Genomic DNA, 21,538 nt, shown 5'->3' on the forward strand with positions numbered 1-21,538 from the left:
CGGGCGCCTTGTGCATTTTCGCGAGGCGCGTCAGGCCCCGGCAGGGATTCCGGTAGGCTGGATGTAACCCAGCTTCCAGGCGATCAGGATGCAGATGAACAGCAGGATGGAAAAGCCCACCCGGAAGGCCAGCGCGCGCGCCATGCGGCCGGTCCGCGGCCGGCCGTCCTGGCCGTCGCGCATCATGAAGTACAGCGCCGAGCCGAGGCTGCCGATGATCGCCACGAACGCCAGCAGCACGAGGTATTTCATGGCGCCGATTATCGGCGCGCCCCGATGAAGCGGACCCGCTTCTGGCTGCTGACCCTGGCCGCGCTGCTGGGCATCGGCACCACCTTCGCGCTCGGGCTGTGGCAGCTCGGCCGGGCCCACCAGAAGGACGCACTGGCAACCGCGATCCAGTCGCGCAAGGACATGACCGCCCTGGACCAGGCCGCCCTGCTGTCCGGCGATCGGCGCGCGCTGCTGCACCGCCCGGTGCAGCTGCGCGGCCAGTGGGTGCCCGAGCGGACCGTCTTCCTGGACAACCGGCAGATGGAAGGGCGCGTCGGCTTCTACGTGCTCACGCCGCTGCGGCTGGCCGGCAGTGACAGCGTGGTGCTGGTGCAGCGCGGCTGGGCGCCCCGCAACTTCGAGCAGCGCGAGGCGTTGCCACGGGTGGAGACGCCGCCCGGCGAAGTGGTGGTGCAGGGGCGCATCGCCCCGCCCCCGGCGAAGCTTTACCAGTTCGGCCCATCGGGCAGCGGGCCCATCCGGCAGAATCTCGACTTGCTGCCGTACGCTGCCGAGACGGGCCTGAAGCTGCTGGCCGACGTCTCGGTGCAGCAGACCGGCCCCGCCTCGCAGGGCCTGCGGCGCGAATGGCCCGAGACCGGGGGCCGTGGCTCCGAAACCAATTACGGCTACGCCTTCCAGTGGTGGGCCCTGTGCGGCCTGATCGCCTTCCTCTATGCCTGGTACCAGTTCATCCAACCCCGCCGCCGAGCCCGGTCATCTTGACCAGCCGCTGGACCTGACGGTGCATGCGCTGCCCGGTCCGCGCGAGCTGGAACAAGCCCAGCGCACGACGCGTGGGCGCTTCAAGATGCTTGGGGTCCTGCTGATCTGCGCCGCGCCGGTCATCGCCTCTTACTTCACCTACTACGTGGTGCGGCCGGACGCGCGCCGCAACTTCGGCGAGTTGATCCAGGCGCAGCCGACCCTGCCGGCGCTGACCGCTCGCACGCTGGCGGGGCAGCCGGTGGCGCTGCCCTCGCTGGCCGGCCAATGGCTGCTGGTCAGCGTGGCCGGCGGCGCCTGCGACGCGCGCTGCGAGAACCACCTGTACCTGCAGCGCCAGATCCGCGAGGCGCTGGGCAAGGACAAGGACCGGCTCGACTGGGTCTGGCTGGTGGACGATGCCGCGCCGGTGCGACCGGAACTGGAGCCGGCGCTGGCGGCCGCGACGGTGCTGCGTGCGCCGCGCGAGCAGCTCGCGCAATGGCTGCAGCCGGCCGCCGGCCAGGCGCTGGAGGACCACCTGTACCTGGTCGATCCCATGGGTCACTGGATGCTGCGATTTCCCGCCGGACTCGACCGGCCCGGCGCCGCCAAGGCCAAGGCCGACCTCGACCGCCTGCTGCGGGCGTCGGCCGGTTGGGACCAGCCGGGGCGCAACCGATGATGGACCTGGTTGATCTTTCGCCGGCGCTGCACATGATGGCCATGGGCGCCGTGCTGGCGGCCGGCCCGCTGGGCTGGCTGTGGCTGCGCAGCCGCAAGGCCTTGCCGGTGCACCGGCTGGCGCTGCTGACCGGGCTGACGCTGTTCCTGACGCTGGACCTGGTGCTGTTCGGCGCCTTCACCCGGCTGACCGATTCGGGCCTGGGCTGCCCCGACTGGCCGGGCTGCTACGCCAGCGCCAGCCCGATGGGCGCGCATGCGGAGATCAGCGCGGCCCAGGCCGAGATGCCGACCGGCCCCGTGACGCACACCAAGGCCTGGATCGAGATGGTGCACCGCTACCTCGCCACCGCGGTCGGCGTGCTGATCCTGACGCTGGCGGTGGCGACCTGGGTGCTGCACCGGCGCCATCAGCTGCCGGTGGGCCCGTGGTGGCCGACGGCCACGCTGGCGTGGGTCTGCATCCAGGGCGCGTTCGGCGCGCTCACCGTGACCATGAAATTGTTCCCGGCCATCGTCACCCTGCACCTGCTGGGCGGGCTGGTCCTGCTCGCGCTGCTGGTGCGCCAGACCGTGGGCTACCGCCAGGCCGAGCGCGGCGGCGGCCGCATGCGGCTGGATGCCGGCAGCTACGCCCTGCTGGCCGCCACCACGGCAGCGCTCTGGCTGCAGGTCGCACTCGGCGGCTGGGTCAGCACGAATTACGCCGTGCTGGCCTGCCAGCAATTCCCCACCTGCCAGGGCAGCTGGTGGCCGGCGATGGACCTTGCGCAGGGCTTCGAGCTGTGGCGGCCGCTGGGCCTGAGCGCCGCCGGCGAGCACGTGAGCTTCGCCGCACTTACCGCCATTCACTACGTGCACCGGCTCGCGGCCTACATCGTGCTGGCGCTGCTGCTGGCACTCGCCTGGCGGCTGCGGTCTGCCTTGCCGCGGCAGGCCAGGCTGCTGGCGCTGCTGGCCGCATGGCAGTTGCTCAGCGGCTTGTCCAACGTGGTGCTGGGCTGGCCGCTGGTGGCGGCACTGGCCCACACCGGCGGCGCCGCCCTGCTGGTCATGGTGCTGACCTGGGCGCTGTGCGAGGTCCGCATGGCCCGGGCGGCCGAACGAGCCGGTGTCCCGACCGCGGCGCGCACGCGCCAGGGAGCGCGGACATGACCCGCGTGGCCCAGTTCTACGCGTTGACCAAGCCGCGCGTGGTGCAGCTGATCGTCTTCTGCGCGGTCATCGGCATGGTGCTGGCCGTGCCCGGGCTGCCGCGGCTGGAGGACCTGCGCGTCGCCGCGTTCGCCGCGCTGGGGATCTGGCTGGTGGCCGGCGCCGCCGCCGCCTTCAACTGCCTGGTGGAAAAGGGCATCGACGCCAAGATGCGCCGCACCGCCTGGCGCCCCACCGCCAAGGGCGAGCTGTCGGATACCCAGACCCTGCTGTTCTCGGTGATCCTGTGCGCCGCCGGCTCGCTGCTGCTGTACTGGACCGTCAACCCGCTGACCATGTGGCTGACGTTCGGGACCTTTGTCGGCTATGCGGTGATCTACACCGTCGTGCTCAAGCCCCGCACCCCGCAGAACATCGTGATCGGAGGCGCCTCCGGCGCCATGCCGCCGGTGCTGGGCTGGGCGGCCATGCGCGGCGACGTCGGGCCCGAGGCGCTGGTGCTGTTCCTGATCATCTTCCTGTGGACGCCGCCGCACTTCTGGGCGCTGGCGCTGTACCGGGTGGAGGACTACCGCAAGTCGGGCCTGCCGATGCTGCCGGTGACCCACGGCAGCGAGTTCACGCGGCTGCAGATCCTGCTGTACACGCTGGTGCTGGCGGCGGCCTGCCTGCTGCCGTTCGCCATCGGCATGAGCTCCTGGCTGTACCTGGCCGCCGCGCTGGCGCTCAGCGCCGGCTTCACCTGGTACGGGTTCCGCCTGTGGCGCGATTACTCCGATGCGCTCGCGCGCAAGACCTTCCGCTTCTCCCTGGTCCACCTGAGCGTGCTGTTCGCCGCGCTGCTGCTGGACCACTATCTTTTCGTGAGGTGACCATGAACCGCCGCCATGTCCTGCAGTTGATTGCCGCCGCCGCGCTGCCGCCGGTGCTGGCCGCCTGCGGCGAGCGCAAGCCGCAGTTCTCCGCCGTCGACATCTCGGGCGTCGAGTACGCCAGAGGGTTCCAGTTGCCCGATGCCGACGGGAAGGTGCGCAGCCTGCAGGATTTCCGCGGCAAGGCGGTGGTGGTGTTCTTCGGCTACACCCAGTGCCCCGACGTGTGCCCCACCACCCTGAGCGAGATCGCCCAGGCCAAGCAACTGCTGGGCGCCGACGGCGCCCGGGTGCAGGGCATCTTCATCACGGTGGATCCGGAGCGCGACACGCCGGAAGTGCTCAAGGCCTACATGGCCAACTTCGGCCCCGACTTCATCGCCTTGCGCGGCACGCCCGAGCAGGTCGAAGCCACCGCCAAGGACTACAAGGTCTACTACAAGAAGGTCGAGGGCAAGACGGCGGGCAGCTACACCATGGACCACTCGGCCGCGAGCTTCGTCTATGACCCGCAGGGGCGGCTGCGCCTGTACACCCGCTACGGCACCGGGCCGCAGGCACTGTCCGAGGACCTCAGGCAGTTGCTGCAGTCGGCCTGAGGGCCCGCCTGCGAGGCGGCTCCTGGCGCACGGTTCGCGGAAGCGACGACACGGTCGCGGCTAGAAGTTGATCGGCCGGATCTGCTTGCGCGAATCCGGCCGCATCGCCGCCAGCGCCGCCAGCGCCCACTCCAGCGTCTCCGCGGCACTGGCCTGCCGGTCCGGCAGCAGTGCCATCGCCACCTGCAGGCGCAGCGTCAGCCCGCCGGGCAGCGCCGGCGCCGGCCGCAGCCCGCTGGCGACGACCTGCTGGGCGCGGGCGGTGGCCGCTTCCGCCGTCGTCGGCCCCTCCAGCAGCAGCACGAACTCGTGCTCGCCCACCCGCGCGGCCAGGTCGATGTCGGTGGCGGCGCGGCGCAGGTGCGAGGCGGCCACCACCAGGGCTCGCTCCATCGTTTCCCGGCCGAACTCGCCGGCGATCGCGTCGTGGTTGGCCAGCTTGACCAGCAGCAGGGCAAAGGAGTGCTTCTGGCTGCGGCCGCGGGCGGCGGCGGCGTCCATGTGCTGCAGCAGCGTCGAGCGGTCGGCCAGACCGGTCAGCGCGTCGGTGTGCGGCAGCGCGGAGGCGCGCAGCTGCGCCTCGCGCCGCCTGCGCGAGCGCAGGCTGAGCGCATGGAACAGGATGGGCATCTCGAAGGCGGCACCGATCGCCAGCCCATAGCGGGTGAGGACGCTGTTGGGTATCAGTCCGAGCCCGCGCGCCACCGGGAACAACGACATCACGAGCACCGGCACGAACCCGAGCGCGATGAGGCGGATGCCCGGATCGTTGCCCTTGATCCAGACCAGCCCGATCAGCAGGGCGATCAGGACCACGGCGCCGATGGTCAGCACGAGCCGGACGCCGAACAGGGTGCGGCTGGGCAGCCAGGTGTCCACCAGCACCGCCAGCAGCGTGGCCAGCATCAGCACCCAGACCATGCGGTCCAGCAGCCGCGAGAAGCGGGCTGGTTCGGTCACCACCTGCACGAACCAGAGCGCGGCCACCGTCGACAGGCCGGGCAGCAGGAAGGTGGACACGGCGTTCCATTCCAGCCAGGAATCCCACAGGTACTGGGCACCCAACCCGAGATAGGCTGCCTGTCCCAGCGAGAACAGGACCAGGTACATTGCGTAGGCAGTGAAATTGCGGTCGCGGTACGCGAGGGCGCTGGCCAGCGCCACGAAGGCCAGCAGCGCCGCCACGCCGAAATAGCCGCCCATCAGGAACTGCTCGCGCTCGCGCATGGCCAGCAGCGAAGACTGGCTTTGCAGGCCGAGGTCGGCCGCGAAATCGACGCGGTTGTGCTCGATGCGCACCCAGTAGGTGCTGGGCGTGTCCCCGCCGGGCGCCAGTTCGAAGGTCGGCAAGTGGCCGGGCACCGGCCAGCGCGACACCGGCACGGTGTCGCCCGCCTCCTCGCTGACCCAGGCGCCGCCGGCGTCGTGACGGAAGAACTGCACACGGTCGATGCCGGAGGAGCCGACCACCAGGAACCAGGGTTTGCTGCCCCGGACCTCGGCTTCGAACCGGATCCACAAAGCCTTGCCGTCCAGATCGTCTTGCTGGCCCGGCTGGCGCAGGGACCAGGGCAGCCCGGCGGCGCGGGCCTCGACCTCGCCGACGGTGAGGGTGCGGCCCGGCTCTACCCAGTAACTCGCCTTGCCGGCTAGTGCGAAGGACCCGCCCTCAGGCCCCGCCACGATCGGCGAGGTCGCCAGCGCCCACCCCGAGGCGAGCAACAGCAGCCCTCCCAACAACCAGCGAACAAATGATTCGGCAGGCACGCGTGAATTGTCACATCTTTGTTACATCCTGGGGTGCCCACTTCCACAACAAAAAGCCCGGCGAAAGCCGGGCTCTTCTCTTGTCGGGTGGAAAGCGTCAGGCGTACGCCGCCAGCGCCTTGCGCATCTTCTTCATGGCGGCCGCCTCGATCTGGCGAATCCGCTCGGCCGAGACACCGAACTCGGCGGCCAGTTCGTGCAGCGTGCGGCCGCCCGAGCCGTCGTCGTTCACCTTGAGCCAGCGCTCCTCCACGATGCGGCGGCTGCGCTCGTCCAGCCCGTCCAGCGCCGCGGCGATGCCGTCGGTGGCCATCACGTCGCGCTGCTGCGATTCCAGCACGGCGGTGGGCTCCTGGCTGGCGTCGGACAGGTAGGCGATCGGGCCGAAGGCGTCCTCGCCGTCGTCGGCCGGCGCCGGGTCGAGCAGCACGTCGCCGCCGGCCATCCGCGTCTCCATCTCGATCACTTCCTCGCGCTTGACGTTCAGCTCGCGCGCCATCACGTCGATCTGGGCGTCGGTCAGCGTCTCGCGGTGCGTCTGCGCGCCGTCGTCATCCTTGAAGCCCTGCTTCATGGAGCGCAGGTTGAAGAACAGCTTGCGCTGGGCCTTGGTGGTCGCCACCTTGACCATGCGCCAGTTCTTCAGGATGTACTCGTGGATCTCGGCGCGGATCCAGTGCAGCGCGTAGCTGACCAGGCGCACGCCCTGGTCCGGGTCGTAGCGCTTGACGGCCTTCATCAGGCCGATGTTGCCTTCCTGGATCAGGTCGCCGTGCGGCAGGCCGTAGCCCAGGTACTTGCGCGACACCGAAACCACCAGCCGCAGGTGCGACAGCACCAGCTTGCCGGCTGCTTCCAGGTCGTTGTGGTCCTTGAACTTGCGGGCGAACTCCTGCTCTTCCTCGGGCGTGAGCATGGGCAGGCGGTTCACCGCGGAGATGTAGGCGTCGAGGTTGCCGAGCGACGGGACGACGGCCCAAGGGTTGGCGAGGGCCAGCGAACCGCCGGCTGGTCGCGTCGTCGAGGCTGTCATGCCGGGTGCTCCTTTCATGTTGAACTTCATATTAGCACTCGCTTAGAGCGAGTGCTAACGGGCAAGTTCAATCCCGGCCATAGCCGGAACCGACCTCCGGGATGGAGTCCGCCGGGCCGATCAGGTTTCCGGGTGCGGCCCAACGAGCCAGAAACAGCCTGTAGCGCAACCAAAGCGTGCACTAACCTACCAGCGCCAGCCGAGCTTGCGAAAGCCAAGGCTGAGCACGAACAGCGGCCCCACCCACAGGTACTGGATGTCTTCGAAGAACGAGGGCTTGCGCCCCTCGATCCTGTGTCCCACGAACTGGGCGATCCAGGCCAGCACGAAGATGGCGGCCGAGAGGGGCAGCACTCGCGCGCCCATGGCGTGCACCAGGGCCAGGCCCAGGACCGAAACCAGGGCCATGCTCAACAGGAAGGCGGCCGACAAGCGGGCGTAATAGACCATGCTGGCCAGCACGAACCCGTACGCCACCCAGGGGTGCAGGGCGAACAGCAGGCCCAGCAGGCTCAGCATGATCAGGGGAATGGCCACGCAGTGGATCGCCTCGTTGGCCGGGTTGCGGTGGCTCTCGCCGTAGTGGGCCAGCAGCTCGTCCACGCGGCGCGGGCTGGCGGCGGCGGTCGGTTCGCTCAGGGTGGGCATGGTCGTCTCCAGGTTTGGAACAATGGCCGTTCTGCGACGGCTCGAACACCATGGGCGACTTTACAGAAACCGGCATCCTGAGTCTCACCACCACCGTCGGCAGCGCCGATGACGGCCGCCGGCTGGCGCAGGCGCTGGTCAAGCGGCGCCTGGCGGCCTGCGTGCAGGTGGAGGAGGGACTGCAGTCGCACTACCGCTGGCAAGGGCGGTTGTGCGCCGAGGCCGAGGTGCGGCTGACGGTCAAGTCGCTGCCTTCGCTGCTGCCGCAGTTGCAGGCCTTCTTCGCCGAATCGCACCCTTACGAGCTGCCGCAACTGCTCTGGCAGGTGATGCAGGCCAGCCCGGCCTACGCCGGCTGGGTGCGCCAGGAAGTCGGTTCCGCGCCCTAGCGAACCAGCAGCCGCGCCGGTCCTTCCAGCACTTCGCCGACGGCGGCGGCGTCCGCGAAGCCGTGGTTGCGGAAGACCGCCAGCACCTGGGGCAGCGCCTGCGGCGAGCAGGACACCAGCAGGCCGCCGCTGGTCTGCGGATCGGTCAGCAGCGCCCGCTGGGTGTCGGAGAACCCCTCGGGCAACGCCACGTCGGCACCGTACCCCGCCCAGTTGCGGCCGGAGGCGCCGGTGACGAAGCCGTCGGCGGCCAGTTGCGCCACGCCGGGCAGCAAGGGCACGCTGTTCCAGTCCAGCGCCACCGTCAGACCGGCGCCGCGCGCCACTTCGAGGGCATGGCCGGCCAGGCCGAAGCCGGTCACGTCGGTGATCGCATGGACCCCGTCCAGCGCGGCCAGCTCGGGGCCGGGGGTGTTCAGGCGGGTGGTGGTGGCGATCATGCGCTGGTAGCCCGCGGCATCCAGCGCCTGCTTCTTCAGCGCCGCCGACAGCACGCCCACGCCCAGCGCCTTGCCCAGCACCAGCACGTCGCCGGCCCGGGCGCCGGCGTTGCGCCGCACCTGCCGGGGGTGCACCAGGCCGAGGGCGACCAGGCCGTAGATCGGCTCGACGCAGTCGATGGTGTGGCCGCCCGCCACCGGAATGCCGGCGGCCGTGCAGACCGACTCGCCGCCCTGCAGGATGCGGCCGATGGTGGCGGTGGACAGCGCGTTGACCGGCATGCCGACGATGGCCAGCGCCAGGATCGGCCGCCCGCCCATGGCGTAGACGTCGGAGATCGCGTTGGTGGCGGCGATCCGCCCGAAGTCGTACGGGTCGTCGACGATCGGCATGAAGAAGTCGGTCGTCGCCACCAGCGCCTGCTCGTCGTTGAGCTGGTAGACGGCGGCGTCGTCGGCGGTCTCGATGCCCACCAGCAGTTGCGGCGGCACGGGCAGGCGCGAGGCGCTGGCCTGCAGGATCTGCGACAGCACGCCGGGCGCGATCTTGCAGCCGCAGCCGCCGCCGTGCGAGAGGGAAGTGAGGCGGGGCTCGCCCGGCTTGTCCATCGATGGCTCCTCAGCCCAGCAGCGCCTGCGCGAACTCGCGGGCGCTGAAGGTTTCCAGGTCCTGCAGTTTCTCGCCGACCCCGATGAAATACACCGGCACGGGCTTTTCCTGGGCGATCGCGGCCAGCACGCCGCCCTTGGCCGTGCCATCGAGCTTGGTGACGATCAGCCCGGTCAGGCCGAGCGCCTGGTCGAACGCCTTGACCTGGGCCAGCGCGTTCTGGCCGGTATTGCCGTCGATCACCAGCAGCACCTCGTGCGGCGCATCGGGCTGGGCCTTCTGCACCACGCGCCGGATCTTGCGCAGCTCCTCCATCAGGTGCAGCTGGGTCGGCAGGCGGCCGGCGGTATCGACGATCACCACGTCCTTGCCGCGGGCCCGGCCGGCGTTCACGGCATCGAAGCTGACGGCGGCCGGATCGCCGCCTTCCTGGCTGACGATCTCCACCGTGTTGCGATCGGCCCAGACGGCGAGCTGCTCGCGCGCCGCCGCGCGGAAGGTGTCGGCCGCGGCCAGCAGCACCGACGCGCCTTCGTCGGCCAGGTGCTTGGTCAGCTTGCCGATCGAGGTGGTCTTGCCCGCGCCATTGACGCCGGCCACCATGATCACCGTGGGCTGCTGCTCGCCGATCACCAGGGCCTTCTCCAGCGGCTTGAGCAGCTGGGCCAGTGCCTCGTTCAGGATGTTCTTGACCTGCACCGGGCGGGTCGCGCCGGTGGCGGCCACCTTGCGCTTGACCTCGTCGAGCAGGTGCTGGGTTGCCTTGACCCCGGTGTCGGCCAGCAGCAGGGCCGATTCCAGCTCCTCGTAGAGGTTGTCGTCGATCTGCCCGCCGGTGAAGACCTCGCTGATGCTGGTGCCGGTCTTGCGCAGCCCGGCGCTGAGCCGCTGCATCCAGCCCTGGCGCTCCGGCGCCACCGGTGCGGGCGCCGGGACCTCCATCGCCTGCACCAGCGCGCTGCCGATCAGCCCGCCGGCGGCCGGGGCGGCGCTGGGCGCCGGCGTGGCGGCGGGTGAGGGCGCAGGGGCGGGCGCAGGCGCAGGCAACGGCTCGGCCGCGGGGGACGGGGCCGGCGCTGCGACCGGTTGGGCTGGGGCGGCGGGAGGCGGGGGCGGGGCAGCAGGCGCCGGCGTGGCAGCCGGTTTTCTGCGAAAGAAACTGAACATCGAGGGCGTTTCTAGAATCAGTGGATTCTATGAAACAGCTTCTGCGATGCGCGGTGGCGGCCGGCTGGGCCGCCCTGCTCCTGGCGGCCGGCCCCGCTCCCGCGCAAGCGCCGCAGGCCGCCCCCGTCGGCCCTGCGGCCCGGGCGGCGGCCGTGCCGGTCGAGTTCAAGCTGGTCAACGGCATGACGCTGATCGTCAAGCCCGACCACCGCGCACCGACGGCCGTGCACATGGTCTGGCTGCGCGTCGGCGCCATGGACGAGACCGACGGCACCAGTGGTGTTGCCCACGTGCTCGAGCACATGCTCTTCAAGGGCACCGACAAGCTGGCCGCGGGCGAGTTCTCGCGCCGCATCGCCGCCATGGGCGGGCGCGAGAACGCCTTCACCGGCCGCGACTACACCGGCTACCACCAGCAGATCCCGGCCGACCGGCTGGAGGAGGTGATGCGGCTGGAGGCCGACCGCTTCGCCCACAACCGCTGGCCGGACGACGAGTTCCGGCGCGAGCTCGAAGTGGTCAAGGAAGAGCGGCGCCTGCGCATCCTCGACTCGCCGCGTGCCATGCTGCACGAGGTGCTGGATGCGGTCACTTTCACCGTCTCGCCCTACCGGCGGCCGGTCTCCGGCTGGGCCAGCGACCTGGAGGCGATGACGCCGCAGGATGCGCGCGAGTTCTATCGCCGCTGGTACGTGCCGGCCAATGCCGTCGTCGTGGTGGCCGGCGACGTCGATCCCCAGCAGGTGCTGCGGCTGGCGCAGAAACACTACGGCAGCATCCCGGCGCGGGCCGTGCCGCCGCGCAAGCCGCGCGAGGAGCCGGTGCAGGCCGGCATCCGCCGCGTCGAGCACAAGGCGCCGGCCGAGCAGTCGTACGTGGCCCTGTCGTTCAAGGTGCCGCAACTGCGCAGCTTCGAAGCCAGCGCGGCGGCCGACGATGCGGTCGCCCTCACGGTGCTGGCCGCCGTGCTGGACGGCTACCGCGGCGCGCGCCTGGACCGCGCGCTGACGCAGGGCCCCGACCGCGTGGCCGACAGCGTCGGCGCCGACAACGGCCTGTGGGGCCGGGGGCCGCAGACGTTCACGCTCGATGGCGTGCCGGCCGCCGGCAAGACGCCCGAGCAGGTCGAAGCCGCGTTGCGGGCCGAGGTGGCCCGGGTGGCGCGCGAAGGCGTCACCGAGGACGAGCTGCAGCGGGTCAAGACGCGCTGGGTCGCCGCCGAGGTCTACAAGCGCGATTCGGTGTTCGCCCAGGCGCGCGAGCTGGGCAGCTTCTGGGCGCTGGGCCTGCCGCTGGACGCCAGCGAGCGCCTGATGGCACGGCTCAAGGCGGTCACGGCAGCGCAGGTGCAGTCGGTGGCGCAGCGCTTCTTCGGCGATGACCAGCTCACCGTCGGCATCCTGCGGCCGCTGCCGCGCGATCCCGCCGAACCGAAGCGGGCGCCGCCGACGGGCTCGCGCCATGGAGGGGACGTGCAATGAGCACCGCATCGGCGACGGGCCGCATTTCGGCGTGGCTGCGCCTGCTGGCCACGCTGTCGCTGCTGGCGGCCGCTGTCGCCGCGCGGGCGGCCATCCCCATCCAGCACTGGCAGCAGCCCAGCGGCGCCCAGGTGTACCTGGTGGAGAGCCGCGGCATTCCCATGGTCGATATCCAGGTCGACTTCGACGCCGGCGGCCGACGCGATCCGGCCGGCCAGGCCGGGCTGGCCAGCGTGACCGCCTCGATGAGCGGCAAGGGCGTGCGGGCCCATGGCGACCAGCCGGCGCTGGACGAGAACCAGGTCAGCGAGGCCTGGGCCGACCTGGGCGCCGGTTTCGGCGGCCAAGCCGGCAGCGACCGCATGAGCTTCAGCCTGCGCTCGCTCAGCGACCCGGCCCTGCTGGACCGCGCCATCGAACTGGCCGCCCGCCAGTTCGGCGAACCGGTCTTTCCCGCCGCCGTCTGGGAGCGCGACCGCCAGCGCATGTCGGCGGCGATCCGCGAGGCCAACACCCGGCCCGGCACGGTCGCCGCCAAGGCCTTCGACCACGCCGTCTACGGCAGCCACCCCTACGGCGCCGAAGTGACCGGAGCGACCCTGGCGGCATTCGGCGTCGAGGACATGCGCCGCTTCTTCGCTGGCCACGTCCTGCCCTGCCGCGCCAAGGTCAGCGTGGTCGGCGATGTCGACCGGGCCCGGGCTGACGCGATCGTCGCGCGGATGCTGGCCCGCCTGCCGCAACCGGCCGCCGGCTGCCCGCCGCTGCCGCCGGTGCCCGAGGTCGCGCCACTGGCGGCGCCGGCCACCGTGGCGATTCCCTTCGATTCGGCGCAGGCCCACGTGCTGATCGGCGAGCCGGGGTACAAGCGCAGCGACCCCGACCATTTCGCGCTGGTGGTGGGCAACTACATCCTGGGCGGCGGCGGGCTGGTCTCGCGGCTGTCCACCGAGGTGCGCGAGAAACGGGGCCTGTCCTATGGCGCCTACAGCTATTTCTCGCCGGGCCTGCATGCCGGCGCGTTCACCATCGGGCTGCAGACCCGGCCCGACCAGGCCGCCGAGGCGACGGCGGTGGCCCGAGAGGTGCTGGCCCGGTACGTGGCCGAGGGGCCGACGCAGGCCGAGCTGAAGGCGGCCAAGGACTACCTGATCGGCGGCTTTCCCCTGCGCATCGACAGCAACGCCAAGCTGCTGGGCAACGTGGCGGCGATCGCCTGGCACGGCCTGCCGCTCGACTACCTGGATACCTGGACCGCCCACATCGCCCGCGTCACGGCCGCGGACGTCCGCGCGGCGCTGCAGCGCAAGCTGGACCCCGCCCGGGTCGTGACGGTGACGGTGGGCGCCAAACCCTGAGCCGGGCGAGCCGGGGACCCCTGTCAACTCTGACAGGGTCCGGCGGGTGTGGCTGCGGCAATTGCCGAACAATGCGCCACCCGCTGTCACAAAGGGACTCGAAAGGCCGGCCGAGACGACACGGGCCGCAAGTACAGAGAGGTTATTTCGGCGCGGCACCCCCCGGTGCCGCGCCGTTCTTTTCTTGGGGCGGCGCTTCGAGTGCTGCCGGTCGCTGCCTCCCGCCGCCGCTTTCGACCTCACGCCTCACGTAAGCTCGGGACATGGCCCGAGCCCGTCCCGCCGCCCCCAGCCGCTCCCCGCACGAGGTGCGCATCGTCGGCGGTCTGTGGAAACGCACCCGCCTGCCGGTGGCCGACAAGCCCGGCCTGCGGCCCACGCCCGACCGGGTGCGCGAGACCCTGTTCAACTGGCTGGGCCAGGACCTGAGCGGCTGGCGCTGCCTGGACGCCTTTGCCGGCACCGGCGCACTCGGGCTGGAGGCCGCCTCGCGCGGGGCGGTGCAGGTCCTGCTGGTGGAGCAGGACCCGCAGCTGGTGGAGCGGTTGCGCCAGCTCAAGCAGCGGCTGTCGGCGGATGCGGTGCAGGTGCGCCGTGGCGACGCGATGGCGGTGCTGGCGGAGCTGGCCGGCGCCGGCCTCGACCTGGTCCTGCTGGACCCGCCGTTCGACGGCGACCTGTTCGACCGGGCCCTGGCAGCAGCCGTGCCCACGCTGGCGCCGGGCGGTCTGGTCTACCTGGAGGCGCCCGCGGCCTGGAGCGAAGCGCAAGCGGCCCAGGCCGGCCTGGAACTGCGCCGCCACCTCAAGGCCGGGGCCGTCCATGCCCACCTCTTCGGGCGGGGGGCCGGCCCGGCCGCATAATGCCCGGCGGTTGTCATCCCGTCCCCTGCAGCGCCCATGGTCCCCTCCCATCCCGTGATCGCCGTCTATCCCGGCACCTTCGACCCCATGACCCTGGGCCATGAGGACGTGGTTCGGCGCGCCACCCAGTTGTTCGAGAAAGTGATCGTGGCGGTGGCTGCCGGCCACCACAAGAAGGCCATGTTCACCCTGACCGAGCGCATCGAGATGGCGCGCGAGGCCGTCCAGGCCTACCCGCAGGTGGAGGTGGAGAGCTTCTCGGGCCTGCTGCGCGACTTCGTGGTCGCGCGCGGCGGCAAGGCCATGGTGCGCGGCCTGCGGGCCGTGACCGACTTCGACTACGAGTTCCAGCTCGCCGGCATGAACCGCAGCCTGATGCCGGACGTGGAGACGGTGTTCCTCACGCCCAGCGACAAGTACCAGTTCATCAGCAGCACCTTCGTGCGCGAGATTGCGGTGCTGGGCGGCGAGGTCGACAAGTTCGTCTCGCCCGCCGTGCAGCAGCGCCTGGTGGACAAGGTCCGCAGCCTCGGCGGGTCTTGAGCCGGAGCGCACGCGGTCCGCAGCCTCGGCGGACCGTTGAACGGCGCGCGCCTAGGCCAGCACCGTCTTCAGCCAGCGCCGCAGCTCGCGGTTGACGGCGTCCGGCTGTTCCATCGTCAGCATGTGGCCGCAGCGCGGCACCATCGCCAGCTGCGCGCCGGGGGCCAGCGCGGCGATTTCGCGCGACAGCTCGGCCGGCGTGAGCTGGTCGTCCTCGCCGCACATCACCAGCACCGGGCAGCGCAGCGCGGGCAGGTGGACGCGCGCATCGGGGCGGTCCATGACGGCGCGGTTCTGGCGGATCAGCTGGGCGGCACCGGCCTCCAGCACGAAGTCGAGGTAGCGCGCCGCCAGCTCGGTGTCCGTGGCCCGGTCGGGGTGGAACGCCATCGCCACGTTGGGCTCGATCACCTCGCGGGCGCGGCCCTGGGCGAACAGCGCGATGGCCTTCTCGCGCACGGCCCGCATGGCGTCGTCCTCGGGCCGGGCGCTGGTGCCCAGCAGGGCCAGGCCGCGGACGCGTGCCGGCGCCTGGCGCGCCGCCTCCATCGCCACCATGCCGCCCATCGAGGCTCCGCACAGCACCAGTTCGCCGGGGTGGCGCGCCAGCAGGGCGGCGGCCATCTCCGGCAGCGTGTCGTGGCGCATGTGGGCGTCGCTCACGCGGGGACGGAAATCGGCCAGCGCGGCGAGCTGGTCGCGCCACATGGCTTCGTTGCCGGCCAGGCCGGGCAGCAGGATCAGGGTCATAGGAAATGGGCCGCCGCGTCGGCCAGGCCGAGGGCGGCATACAGCTGCGCGGCCTGCCGGCGCAGGCGGCGCGATTCGGGCTGCTGGCGCAGCTGGGGTTGCAGCAAGTTCTGGGCGCCGCCCAGGCGGCCGCTGCGCACCAGCGCATCCAGGTGGATCTGCGCGAACAGGTCGCGCTGGGCGTGGCTGCCGCCGACCTCCAGCATGCGGGGCAGGGCCTGCCCGAGCTCGCGCGCCGCCGGCTCGTGCTCGCCGCGCGCCCAGGCCAGCAGGCCGCGCGCCGCCGGCACGCACACGTCCTGCCAGGTTGCGCGCTCGGGCGGCGGCGCCGCGGCGGCATGGCTTTCGATGTTGCGCAGCAGCGTGTCGGCTTGCGGCCGGCCCGCGCGCGCCAGCCCCAGCAGGTATTGCAGGTCGAGGAAGGGCAGCACCTGGTCGGCCGTGCGCGGCGCCAGTTCGTCCGCCAGTTCCTGCCAGCGACCGCCCACGTCGATGCCGGCCAGCTCCAGGCGCGCCAGCAGCGACACGGCATTGACCTGGTCCTGGCTGTAGTCCCGCGCCACGCCCCAGACCTGCCGGTCGTACAGCTGCAGCACCTCGTCGACGCGGTCCAGCTCGAGCGCGAACAGCGCCTGGTGCCACCAGTTGTGCGTCACCATGAACGAGTTCAGGCCCTGCCAGGTGTCGCTCACGTCCTGCAGGAACGCATGGCCTTCGCTGAGGCGCCCCTGGGTGAGCATCACGTGGGCCAGCGCATGGTGGGCCCAGGGCTCCTTGCGGCACATCGCGATGGCGCGGCGCGCGTGCGTTTCGGCCTGCTCCAGCCCGTGGCACTGCTCCCAGCCGAAGGCCAGCATGCCATGCAGGTAGGGCACGTCGCCGGCCGCCGGCAGCGCGGCGAGCGCCAGCCGCAGCATGCCGGGCGAATCGCCCCGGTTGAACAGGTGGTACTGGCCCAGCTTGAGCGAGGCCAGGTCGCGCGGGTGCTCGCGCGCCTGCTCCTCGTGCAGCCGGATCGCGCGCGGCACATCGCCTTCCACCCAGGCGGCGACCGCCTGGATGAAGCGCTGCTCGCGCGGCGTGGCACGGGCGGCGCCGGCCAGCGCCTGGCCGATGAAGGGGCGGGCGTTGGCTGGCGCCGCGGGCGATTCGGCGAACATGTGCACTGCCGCGATGCTGGCCTGCACGATGGGGGACGGGTCCTGCGCCGCCGACAGTACGTTGACCGCGCGCGCCTCGCTGGCGATGAAGCCCAGGACGAAATCGTCCAGCGCCGCCAGTGCGGCGCCGCCGGCTTCGAGTGTGACCGGATTGCCGAGCGCGTCAGTCGACATGGTCCAGCGCCTCGGAAGGCGGCTGGGGCCAGGGCCGCTGCGGCTCGCGGATCTGCTCGAAGGCGCGCGACACCTGCAGCACCCCGAGGTCGTCGAAGCGCTGGCCGGCGATCTGCAGGCCGATCGGCAGGCCGTCCGAGGTGTAGCCGCAGTTGATCGACGCCGCCGGCTGCTCGGACATGTTGAACGGCACCGTGAAGCCGATGTGCTCCAGCGGCCGCAGCGGGTCGTTGGTGGGCGAGGGCAGCTCGGCCGGGAAGGCCGGCACCGGCGAGGTCGGCGAGATCACGTAGTCGAAGGCGCGGCAGGCGTTCACCGCCGCCACGCGCGTCGCATGGAACTGGCTGAAGGCCTTGAACACGGCTTCGCCGCTCATGCCGGCGGCGCTGTCGCCCCATTGCTGGATGTAGGGCAGCACACTGGCCTTGCGCGCCGGCGGCAGCGCCTTCATGTCCAGGTACGAGCGCATGCGCCAGAAGTGGTCCATGCCGTCCAGCATGCCCTGGGTCATGAACGGCTGCAGCGGCTGCACGATGGCGCCGGCGCGCTCGAACAGGCGTGCGGCGCGCTCGACGGCGGCGCGCACTTCCGGCAGCACCGCCAGTCCGCAGCCGGCTTCCAGCAGCAGGCCGATGCGCAGGCCCTTCAGGCGCTCGGGCCCGGCGTCCGCGTCCTGCCAGGCGATGTCCTGCCAGGGCAGGTTCATGCTGTCGCGCGCATCGGCGCCGGACAACACCTGCATGAACAGGGCCGAGTCGGCCACGGTGCGGGTCATCGGCCCGGCGGCGCGGCCCATGTAGGGCGGGTCGATCGGGATGCGGCCCAGGCTGGGCTTGAGGGTGAAGATGCCGCACCAGCCGGCCGGCAGGCGCAGAGAGCCGCCGATGTCGGTGCCCACGTGCAGCGGCCCGTAGCCGGCCGCCGCCGCGGCGCCGGCGCCGGAACTGGAGCCGCCGGGCGTCTTGCTGCGGTCCCAGGGGTTGCGCGCCAGCGCGTGGAAGCTGGACAGGCCGGAGGACAGCATGCCGTAGTCGGGCATGGTGGTCTTGGCCACCAGCACGCCGCCGCCCTCGCGCACCCGTGCGGCCGGCGGCGCGTCGGCCGGCATCGCCACCGGCTCGACCGCCGCCGTGCCCAGCGGCATGGGATCGCCCTCGGTGGCGATGTTGTCCTTGAGCGTGAGCGGCACGCCGTCGATCGGGCCCAGCGGCGCGCCGCGGCGCCAGCGGTCCTCGCTGGCGCGCGCCTGCTCCAGCGCCCGCTCGGGCCGCAGCAGGTACAGCGCATGCAGGTGGCGCTCCCAGCGCTCGATGTGGCCGAGCACGGAGCGGGTGGCTTCCACCGGGGAGAAATCGCCCCGGCGATAGCCTTCTACGAGTTCGGTGGCCGTGAGTTCATGCAGCGCATGGCCCTGGGACTGCTTCGACATGCGCGGACTCCGGTCAGGCCTTGGACAGGGACGACAGGTCGTTGCAGAAGATCGGCATGTCCTTCCACAGGCCCTTGACGTCCTTGCTGGCCACCGTGACCCACTGCGGCTGGTAGAGGAAGCCCATCGGCGCGTCGTCGGCGACCAGCCGCTGGATCTCGCCCAGCAGCTTCGTGCGCTCCTTGGCGTTGGCCGTGCCCTTGTACTTGCCGTACAGGTCGTTGAACTTGGGCGACTGGTAGTTCCAGTAGTAGCCCGGCCGCGCGAAGTTGCCCAGGTCGAAGGGTTCGACGTGCGAGATGATCGTCATGTCGTAGTTGTGGGCGCCGCCGTAGACGTTGGACAGCCACTGCGCCCATTCCACGTTCTGCAGCTTGGCGTTGATGCCGACCTTGGACAGCTGCGAGGCGATCACCTCCCCGCCCTGGCGCGCGTAGGGGGGCGGCGGCAGCGTGATCGTGACCTCGATCGGGCCGGTCACGCCGGCTTCCTTCAGCAGCGCGCGGGCGCGGTCCGGGTTGTAGGCGTTGACGCTGGTCAGGTCCACGTAGCCGGGCGCGCTGGGCGGGTAGTAGCTGCCGATCGGCACGCCGTAGCCGTCGCCGGCGCCCTGGATGACCGCCTTGTTGTCGATGGCCATGTTCACCGCCCGGCGCACGCGCACGTCGTCGAACGGCTTCTTCTTGTTGTTGATGGCCAGGATGGTCTTGGCGCGCGAGCCCGACACCACCACCTGGAAGCGCGGGTTGCCCTTGAACTGCTCGACGCTGCGCGGCGTCACGCGCGGGAAGGCGTCGACGTCGCCGGCCAGCAGCGCGGCGACCTGCGCCGCCGGGTCGGCGATGAAGCGGAAGGTGGCGCGCTTGAGCTTGATGTTGGCGGCGTTGCGGTAGTCGTCCCACTTGGACAACGTGACCGAGGAGCCCTTGACCCAGTTCTCCAGCCGGTAGGGGCCGGTGCCGGTGGGCTTGGTGGCATTGGTGTCGGCGCTCTTGGGCTCGACGATGATGGCCGTGGCCTGCCCCATGAGGAACGGGAAGTCGGGGTCGATTTCCTTGGTCAGGATCACCACCGTGTGGTCGTCGACCACGCGGGTGGTGAGGGCGGCGAAGGTGCGCTTGTCCTTGTTGGTGCTCTTGTCGCCGCCGGCGCGGTCGAACGAGAACTTGACGGCCTGCGCGTTGAACGGCTCGCCGTTGTGGAACTTCACGCCCTTGCGCAGCCTGAAGGTGTAGGTGGTCAGGTCGGGCGAGACCTCCCAGCTCTCGGCCAGCAGCGGCGTGACGCTGCCGTCCGGGTGGATCTTGGTCAGCGTCTCGTAGATGTTGTACAGGGTGACTTCCGCGATGGAGGAGGCGGCGCCGCCGGTGGGGTCCAGGCCCGGGCTCGGCTCCAGCGCCATGGCCAGCACGATGGAGTCCTTGCGGCTCTGGGCCAGCGCGAGTTCGGGCAGGGCCAGCGGCAGCGCCGCCAGCGCGGCGGAGGAAAGGACGGTCCGTCGATTCAGCATGTTTGTTCTCCAGGGAAGGTCAGGAAACGGGGCGGGCGCGGGCCCACTGCAGAGTGCATCGCATCATCCCCGACATCCGCGACGCAAGGCAATTGGGGTTGCTCAGGATGATGCGGCGGCCGCGATGTGGGGCGGCTCGGCCTTGGGCACGGCATCGAGCAGCGCCTGCGTGTAGGGGTGCTCGGCGGCATGGAACAACCGGGCCGGCGGGCCCTGTTCGACGATGCGGCCCTGCCACAGCACGGCCACGTCGTCGCACAGGTGATTGACCACCGCCAGGTCGTGGCTGATCAGCATGTAGGTGACGCCGAACTGCTGCTGCAGGTCCTGCATCAGGTTGAGCACCTGCGCCTGTACCGAGACGTCCAGCGCGCTGACCGGCTCGTCGGCCACGATCAGCTTCGGCCGCGTGATCAGCGCGCGGGCGATCGCGATGCGCTGGCGCTGGCCGCCGGAGAACTCGTGCGGGTACTTGCCCAGGTCGTTGGTGCGCAGCCCCACCGAGGCCAGCGCCTCGGCGGCGCGCTCGCGCCGCTCCGCCGCGGTCGTGCCGCCCTGCGCGCTGATCGGTTCGGCCACGATGCGCTCCACCGTCTGGCGCGGGTCGAGCGAGCCGTAGGGGTCCTGGAACACCATCTGGAAGTCGCGCCGAACCCGGCGCAGCTCGGCCGGCGCCAGCGCATGCAGGTCCTGCCCCTCCAGCAGCACCCGGCCGGAGGTCGGCCGGTCCAGCGTCATCACCAGCCGCGCCAGCGTGGACTTGCCCGAGCCGGATTCGCCGACGATGCCCAGGCTGCGGCCGGCCTGGATGGTGAAGCTCACGCCATTGAGCGCGTGCACCACGGGCGGGGGCCCGAGCAGCTTCTCGCGCGGCATCGTGTAGTGGCGAACCAGGTTCTCGACCTGCAGCAGGGGAGCGCTCATGCCACGGGCTCCTTGGCGAGGGCGGCGGCCTTGTCGGCCGCGACGGCATCCAGGCGGATGCAGCGGGCCTGCTGGCCCGGCCCGACTTCGCGGGGCGCCGGCACGGTGACGTGGCACTCGGGCCGGCTCCAGCCGCAGCGGCCGGCGAAGGGGCAGCCGCCCGGCAGGTCGACCAGTTCGGGCACGGTGCCCGGGATGGTGACGAGCCGCTCGCCGCGCGGCCCGCCGAGCCGGGGGCGGGCGCCGAACAGGCCCAGCGTGTAGGGGTGCGAGGGGTTGGCGAACACCTGGCCGGTGGCGCCGCTTTCGACCACCGAGCCGCCGTACATCACCAGCATGCGCGAGACGTTCTGCGCCACCACGCCGAGGTCGTGCGAGATCAGGATCATGGCCATGCCGCGTTCGGCCACCAGTTCGCGGATCAGGTCCAGGATCTGCTGCTGGATGGTCACGTCCAGGGCGGTGGTGGGCTCGTCGGCGATCAGCAGGTCGGGGCCGCAGGCCAGCGCCATGGCGATGGTGATGCGCTGGCGCTGCCCGCCCGAGAACTGGTGCGGGTAGGCATCGATGCGGCGCGCGGCGTCGGGGATGCCGACCCGGTCGAGCAGGGCGATCGCCTCCTTGCGCGCCGCCGCGGCCGACATGCCGCGGTGCAGCCGCAGCGGCTCGGCCACCTGGCGGCCGATGCTGTGCACCGGGTTGAGCGCCGTCATCGGCTCCTGGAAGATCATGCCGATGCGGTCGCCGCGCAGCTCGCACAGCTGGCGCTCGGGCAGGCCGACCAGTTCGCGGCCCTCGAAGCGGATGCTGCCCGCCACCTTCGAGTGTTCCGGCAGCAGCCCCATCAGCGACATGGCGGTGATCGACTTGCCGCAGCCCGATTCGCCGACCAGCCCCAGGGTCTGGCCGCGCTCCAGCGTGAAGCTCACGTCGCGCACCGCGCGCGCCGGGCCGCGCTGCGTCTGCAGCACGATGGTGAGGTCCTTGACTTCCAGCAGGGCCAT

The 21,538-nt window shown here is 71.3% G+C and carries 22 protein-coding genes; 10 read left to right on the forward strand and 12 right to left on the reverse strand.

Going from position 1 to position 21,538, the window contains the following annotated elements; translation table 11 throughout:
• Positions 1–30: 30 nt before the first annotated feature.
• A complete protein-coding gene (locus PE066_RS13465; RefSeq protein WP_271233046.1) occupies positions 31–252 on the reverse strand; it encodes a twin transmembrane helix small protein in 222 nt (73 codons plus the stop codon).
• A 24-nt stretch (positions 253–276) separates the two neighbouring features.
• Here PE066_RS13465 and PE066_RS13470 point away from each other — a divergent pair, with 24 nt between their 5' ends.
• Genes PE066_RS13470 through PE066_RS13490 form a run of 5 tightly spaced genes read left to right on the forward strand, consistent with a single transcriptional unit; the run spans position 277 to position 4,288 of the window.
• On the forward strand, positions 277–999 hold the full coding sequence (locus PE066_RS13470; RefSeq protein WP_271233047.1) for an SURF1 family protein: 723 nt from the start codon (positions 277–279) through the stop codon (positions 997–999).
• On the forward strand, positions 950–1,663 hold the full coding sequence (locus PE066_RS13475) for an SCO family protein (protein WP_271233048.1): 714 nt from the start codon (positions 950–952) through the stop codon (positions 1,661–1,663). Before PE066_RS13470 ends, PE066_RS13475 begins: the two co-directional genes overlap by 50 nt.
• Positions 1,660–2,817 carry a COX15/CtaA family protein gene (locus PE066_RS13480; protein ID WP_271233049.1) on the forward strand — a complete coding sequence of 386 codons (1,158 nt, stop codon included), beginning with the start codon at positions 1,660–1,662 and terminating at the stop codon, positions 2,815–2,817. The genes PE066_RS13475 and PE066_RS13480 overlap by 4 nt, the downstream gene beginning before the upstream one ends.
• A complete protein-coding gene (cyoE, locus tag PE066_RS13485) occupies positions 2,814–3,689 on the forward strand; it encodes a heme o synthase (protein ID WP_271233050.1) in 876 nt (291 codons plus the stop codon). Before PE066_RS13480 ends, cyoE begins: the two co-directional genes overlap by 4 nt.
• A 2-nt stretch (positions 3,690–3,691) precedes the next feature.
• Positions 3,692–4,288 carry an SCO family protein gene (locus tag PE066_RS13490; RefSeq protein ID WP_271233051.1) on the forward strand — a complete coding sequence of 199 codons (597 nt, stop codon included), beginning with the start codon at positions 3,692–3,694 and terminating at the stop codon, positions 4,286–4,288.
• Positions 4,289–4,348: 60 nt separating this feature from the next.
• Here PE066_RS13490 and PE066_RS13495 read toward each other — a convergent pair whose 3' ends face one another.
• From PE066_RS13495 to PE066_RS13505, 3 genes are all read right to left on the reverse strand, one after another.
• Positions 4,349–6,010: a sensor domain-containing diguanylate cyclase gene (locus PE066_RS13495; RefSeq protein ID WP_271233052.1), complete on the reverse strand. Its 1,662-nt coding sequence runs from the start codon at positions 6,008–6,010 to the stop codon at positions 4,349–4,351.
• A gap of 142 nt (positions 6,011–6,152) precedes the next feature.
• The gene (gene rpoH, locus PE066_RS13500) at positions 6,153–7,088 is read right to left on the reverse strand and encodes an RNA polymerase sigma factor RpoH (RefSeq protein ID WP_271233053.1); all 936 of its coding nucleotides are present in this window, start codon (positions 7,086–7,088) and stop codon (positions 6,153–6,155) included.
• A 186-nt stretch (positions 7,089–7,274) separates the two neighbouring features.
• On the reverse strand, positions 7,275–7,736 hold the full coding sequence (locus PE066_RS13505; RefSeq protein WP_271233054.1) for an Mpo1 family 2-hydroxy fatty acid dioxygenase: 462 nt from the start codon (positions 7,734–7,736) through the stop codon (positions 7,275–7,277).
• Between the two features lie 50 nt (positions 7,737–7,786).
• On the opposite strand from PE066_RS13505, the gene cutA reads away from it, so the two are divergent.
• The gene (cutA, locus tag PE066_RS13510; RefSeq protein ID WP_271233055.1) at positions 7,787–8,125 is read left to right on the forward strand and encodes a divalent-cation tolerance protein CutA; all 339 of its coding nucleotides are present in this window, start codon (positions 7,787–7,789) and stop codon (positions 8,123–8,125) included.
• Here cutA and selD read toward each other — a convergent pair.
• Both selD and ftsY read right to left on the reverse strand, forming a co-directional pair.
• A complete protein-coding gene (gene selD / locus PE066_RS13515; RefSeq protein ID WP_271233056.1) occupies positions 8,122–9,174 on the reverse strand; it encodes a selenide, water dikinase SelD in 1,053 nt (350 codons plus the stop codon). The genes cutA and selD overlap by 4 nt on opposite strands.
• Positions 9,175–9,184: 10 nt before the next feature.
• Positions 9,185–10,342 carry a signal recognition particle-docking protein FtsY gene (gene ftsY, locus PE066_RS13520; protein ID WP_271233057.1) on the reverse strand — a complete coding sequence of 386 codons (1,158 nt, stop codon included), beginning with the start codon at positions 10,340–10,342 and terminating at the stop codon, positions 9,185–9,187.
• Between the two features lie 29 nt (positions 10,343–10,371).
• Here ftsY and PE066_RS13525 point away from each other — a divergent pair, with 29 nt between their 5' ends.
• The 4 genes from PE066_RS13525 (at position 10,372) to coaD (ending at position 14,587) form a co-directional block, all read left to right on the forward strand.
• On the forward strand, positions 10,372–11,823 hold the full coding sequence (locus PE066_RS13525) for a M16 family metallopeptidase (protein ID WP_271233058.1): 1,452 nt from the start codon (positions 10,372–10,374) through the stop codon (positions 11,821–11,823).
• A complete protein-coding gene (locus PE066_RS13530) occupies positions 11,820–13,181 on the forward strand; it encodes a M16 family metallopeptidase (RefSeq protein ID WP_271233059.1) in 1,362 nt (453 codons plus the stop codon). The genes PE066_RS13525 and PE066_RS13530 overlap by 4 nt, the downstream gene beginning before the upstream one ends.
• Positions 13,182–13,444: 263 nt before the next feature.
• Complete coding sequence (rsmD, locus tag PE066_RS13535; protein WP_271233060.1) at positions 13,445–14,044, forward strand: 16S rRNA (guanine(966)-N(2))-methyltransferase RsmD; 600 nt, start codon at positions 13,445–13,447, stop codon at positions 14,042–14,044.
• Positions 14,045–14,080: 36 nt separating this feature from the next.
• Complete coding sequence (gene coaD, locus PE066_RS13540) at positions 14,081–14,587, forward strand: pantetheine-phosphate adenylyltransferase (RefSeq protein ID WP_271233061.1); 507 nt, start codon at positions 14,081–14,083, stop codon at positions 14,585–14,587.
• Positions 14,588–14,638: 51 nt separating this feature from the next.
• On the opposite strand, the gene PE066_RS13545 is transcribed toward coaD, so the two are convergent.
• The 6 genes from PE066_RS13545 to PE066_RS13570 all read right to left on the reverse strand — a co-directional run bounded on the left by PE066_RS13545 (position 14,639) and on the right by PE066_RS13570 (position 21,538).
• Positions 14,639–15,337 (reverse strand): alpha/beta fold hydrolase, encoded by a 699-nt coding sequence (locus PE066_RS13545; RefSeq protein ID WP_271233062.1) that lies wholly within the window; start codon positions 15,335–15,337, stop codon positions 14,639–14,641.
• Positions 15,334–16,671: a tetratricopeptide repeat protein gene (locus PE066_RS13550; protein WP_271233063.1), complete on the reverse strand. Its 1,338-nt coding sequence runs from the start codon at positions 16,669–16,671 to the stop codon at positions 15,334–15,336. The genes PE066_RS13545 and PE066_RS13550 overlap by 4 nt, the downstream gene beginning before the upstream one ends.
• Complete coding sequence (locus PE066_RS13555; RefSeq protein ID WP_271233064.1) at positions 16,661–18,100, reverse strand: amidase; 1,440 nt, start codon at positions 18,098–18,100, stop codon at positions 16,661–16,663. The genes PE066_RS13550 and PE066_RS13555 overlap by 11 nt, the downstream gene beginning before the upstream one ends.
• A 13-nt stretch (positions 18,101–18,113) precedes the next feature.
• Positions 18,114–19,610: an ABC transporter substrate-binding protein gene (locus PE066_RS13560; protein WP_271233065.1), complete on the reverse strand. Its 1,497-nt coding sequence runs from the start codon at positions 19,608–19,610 to the stop codon at positions 18,114–18,116.
• A 102-nt stretch (positions 19,611–19,712) separates the two neighbouring features.
• The gene (locus PE066_RS13565) at positions 19,713–20,534 is read right to left on the reverse strand and encodes an ATP-binding cassette domain-containing protein (RefSeq protein ID WP_271233066.1); all 822 of its coding nucleotides are present in this window, start codon (positions 20,532–20,534) and stop codon (positions 19,713–19,715) included.
• Entirely contained in the window at positions 20,531–21,538 is a 1,008-nt protein-coding gene (locus PE066_RS13570; RefSeq protein ID WP_271233067.1) for an ABC transporter ATP-binding protein, read from the reverse strand. Before PE066_RS13570 ends, PE066_RS13565 begins: the two co-directional genes overlap by 4 nt.

It is taken from the genome of Ramlibacter tataouinensis, assembly GCF_027941915.1.
In the GTDB taxonomy this organism is placed as follows: domain Bacteria; phylum Pseudomonadota; class Gammaproteobacteria; order Burkholderiales; family Burkholderiaceae_C; genus Ramlibacter; species Ramlibacter tataouinensis_C.

Excerpts from the sequence above, each read along its gene's own strand:
- rpoH (WP_271233053.1), bottom strand. The coding sequence starts at position 7,088 with ATGACAGCCTCGACGACGCGACCAGCCGGCGGTTCGCTGGCCCTCGCC.
- cutA (WP_271233055.1), top strand. The coding sequence starts at position 7,787 with ATGGGCGACTTTACAGAAACCGGCATCCTGAGTCTCACCACCACCGTC.
- PE066_RS13570 (WP_271233067.1), bottom strand. The coding sequence starts at position 21,538 with ATGGCCCTGCTGGAAGTCAAGGACCTCACCATCGTGCTGCAGACGCAG.
- ftsY (WP_271233057.1), bottom strand. The coding sequence starts at position 10,342 with ATGTTCAGTTTCTTTCGCAGAAAACCGGCTGCCACGCCGGCGCCTGCT.
- PE066_RS13480 (WP_271233049.1), top strand. The coding sequence starts at position 1,660 with ATGATGGACCTGGTTGATCTTTCGCCGGCGCTGCACATGATGGCCATG.
- PE066_RS13470 (WP_271233047.1), top strand. The coding sequence starts at position 277 with ATGAAGCGGACCCGCTTCTGGCTGCTGACCCTGGCCGCGCTGCTGGGC.
- PE066_RS13555 (WP_271233064.1), bottom strand. The coding sequence starts at position 18,100 with ATGTCGAAGCAGTCCCAGGGCCATGCGCTGCATGAACTCACGGCCACC.
- PE066_RS13525 (WP_271233058.1), top strand. The coding sequence starts at position 10,372 with ATGAAACAGCTTCTGCGATGCGCGGTGGCGGCCGGCTGGGCCGCCCTG.
- PE066_RS13545 (WP_271233062.1), bottom strand. The coding sequence starts at position 15,337 with ATGACCCTGATCCTGCTGCCCGGCCTGGCCGGCAACGAAGCCATGTGG.
- PE066_RS13550 (WP_271233063.1), bottom strand. The coding sequence starts at position 16,671 with ATGTCGACTGACGCGCTCGGCAATCCGGTCACACTCGAAGCCGGCGGC.
- PE066_RS13475 (WP_271233048.1), top strand. The coding sequence starts at position 950 with ATGCCTGGTACCAGTTCATCCAACCCCGCCGCCGAGCCCGGTCATCTT.
- PE066_RS13465 (WP_271233046.1), bottom strand. The coding sequence starts at position 252 with ATGAAATACCTCGTGCTGCTGGCGTTCGTGGCGATCATCGGCAGCCTC.
- rsmD (WP_271233060.1), top strand. The coding sequence starts at position 13,445 with ATGGCCCGAGCCCGTCCCGCCGCCCCCAGCCGCTCCCCGCACGAGGTG.
- PE066_RS13560 (WP_271233065.1), bottom strand. The coding sequence starts at position 19,610 with ATGCTGAATCGACGGACCGTCCTTTCCTCCGCCGCGCTGGCGGCGCTG.
- PE066_RS13505 (WP_271233054.1), bottom strand. The coding sequence starts at position 7,736 with ATGCCCACCCTGAGCGAACCGACCGCCGCCGCCAGCCCGCGCCGCGTG.
- coaD (WP_271233061.1), top strand. The coding sequence starts at position 14,081 with ATGGTCCCCTCCCATCCCGTGATCGCCGTCTATCCCGGCACCTTCGAC.
- PE066_RS13490 (WP_271233051.1), top strand. The coding sequence starts at position 3,692 with ATGAACCGCCGCCATGTCCTGCAGTTGATTGCCGCCGCCGCGCTGCCG.
- selD (WP_271233056.1), bottom strand. The coding sequence starts at position 9,174 with ATGGACAAGCCGGGCGAGCCCCGCCTCACTTCCCTCTCGCACGGCGGC.
- PE066_RS13565 (WP_271233066.1), bottom strand. The coding sequence starts at position 20,534 with ATGAGCGCTCCCCTGCTGCAGGTCGAGAACCTGGTTCGCCACTACACG.
- PE066_RS13530 (WP_271233059.1), top strand. The coding sequence starts at position 11,820 with ATGAGCACCGCATCGGCGACGGGCCGCATTTCGGCGTGGCTGCGCCTG.
- cyoE (WP_271233050.1), top strand. The coding sequence starts at position 2,814 with ATGACCCGCGTGGCCCAGTTCTACGCGTTGACCAAGCCGCGCGTGGTG.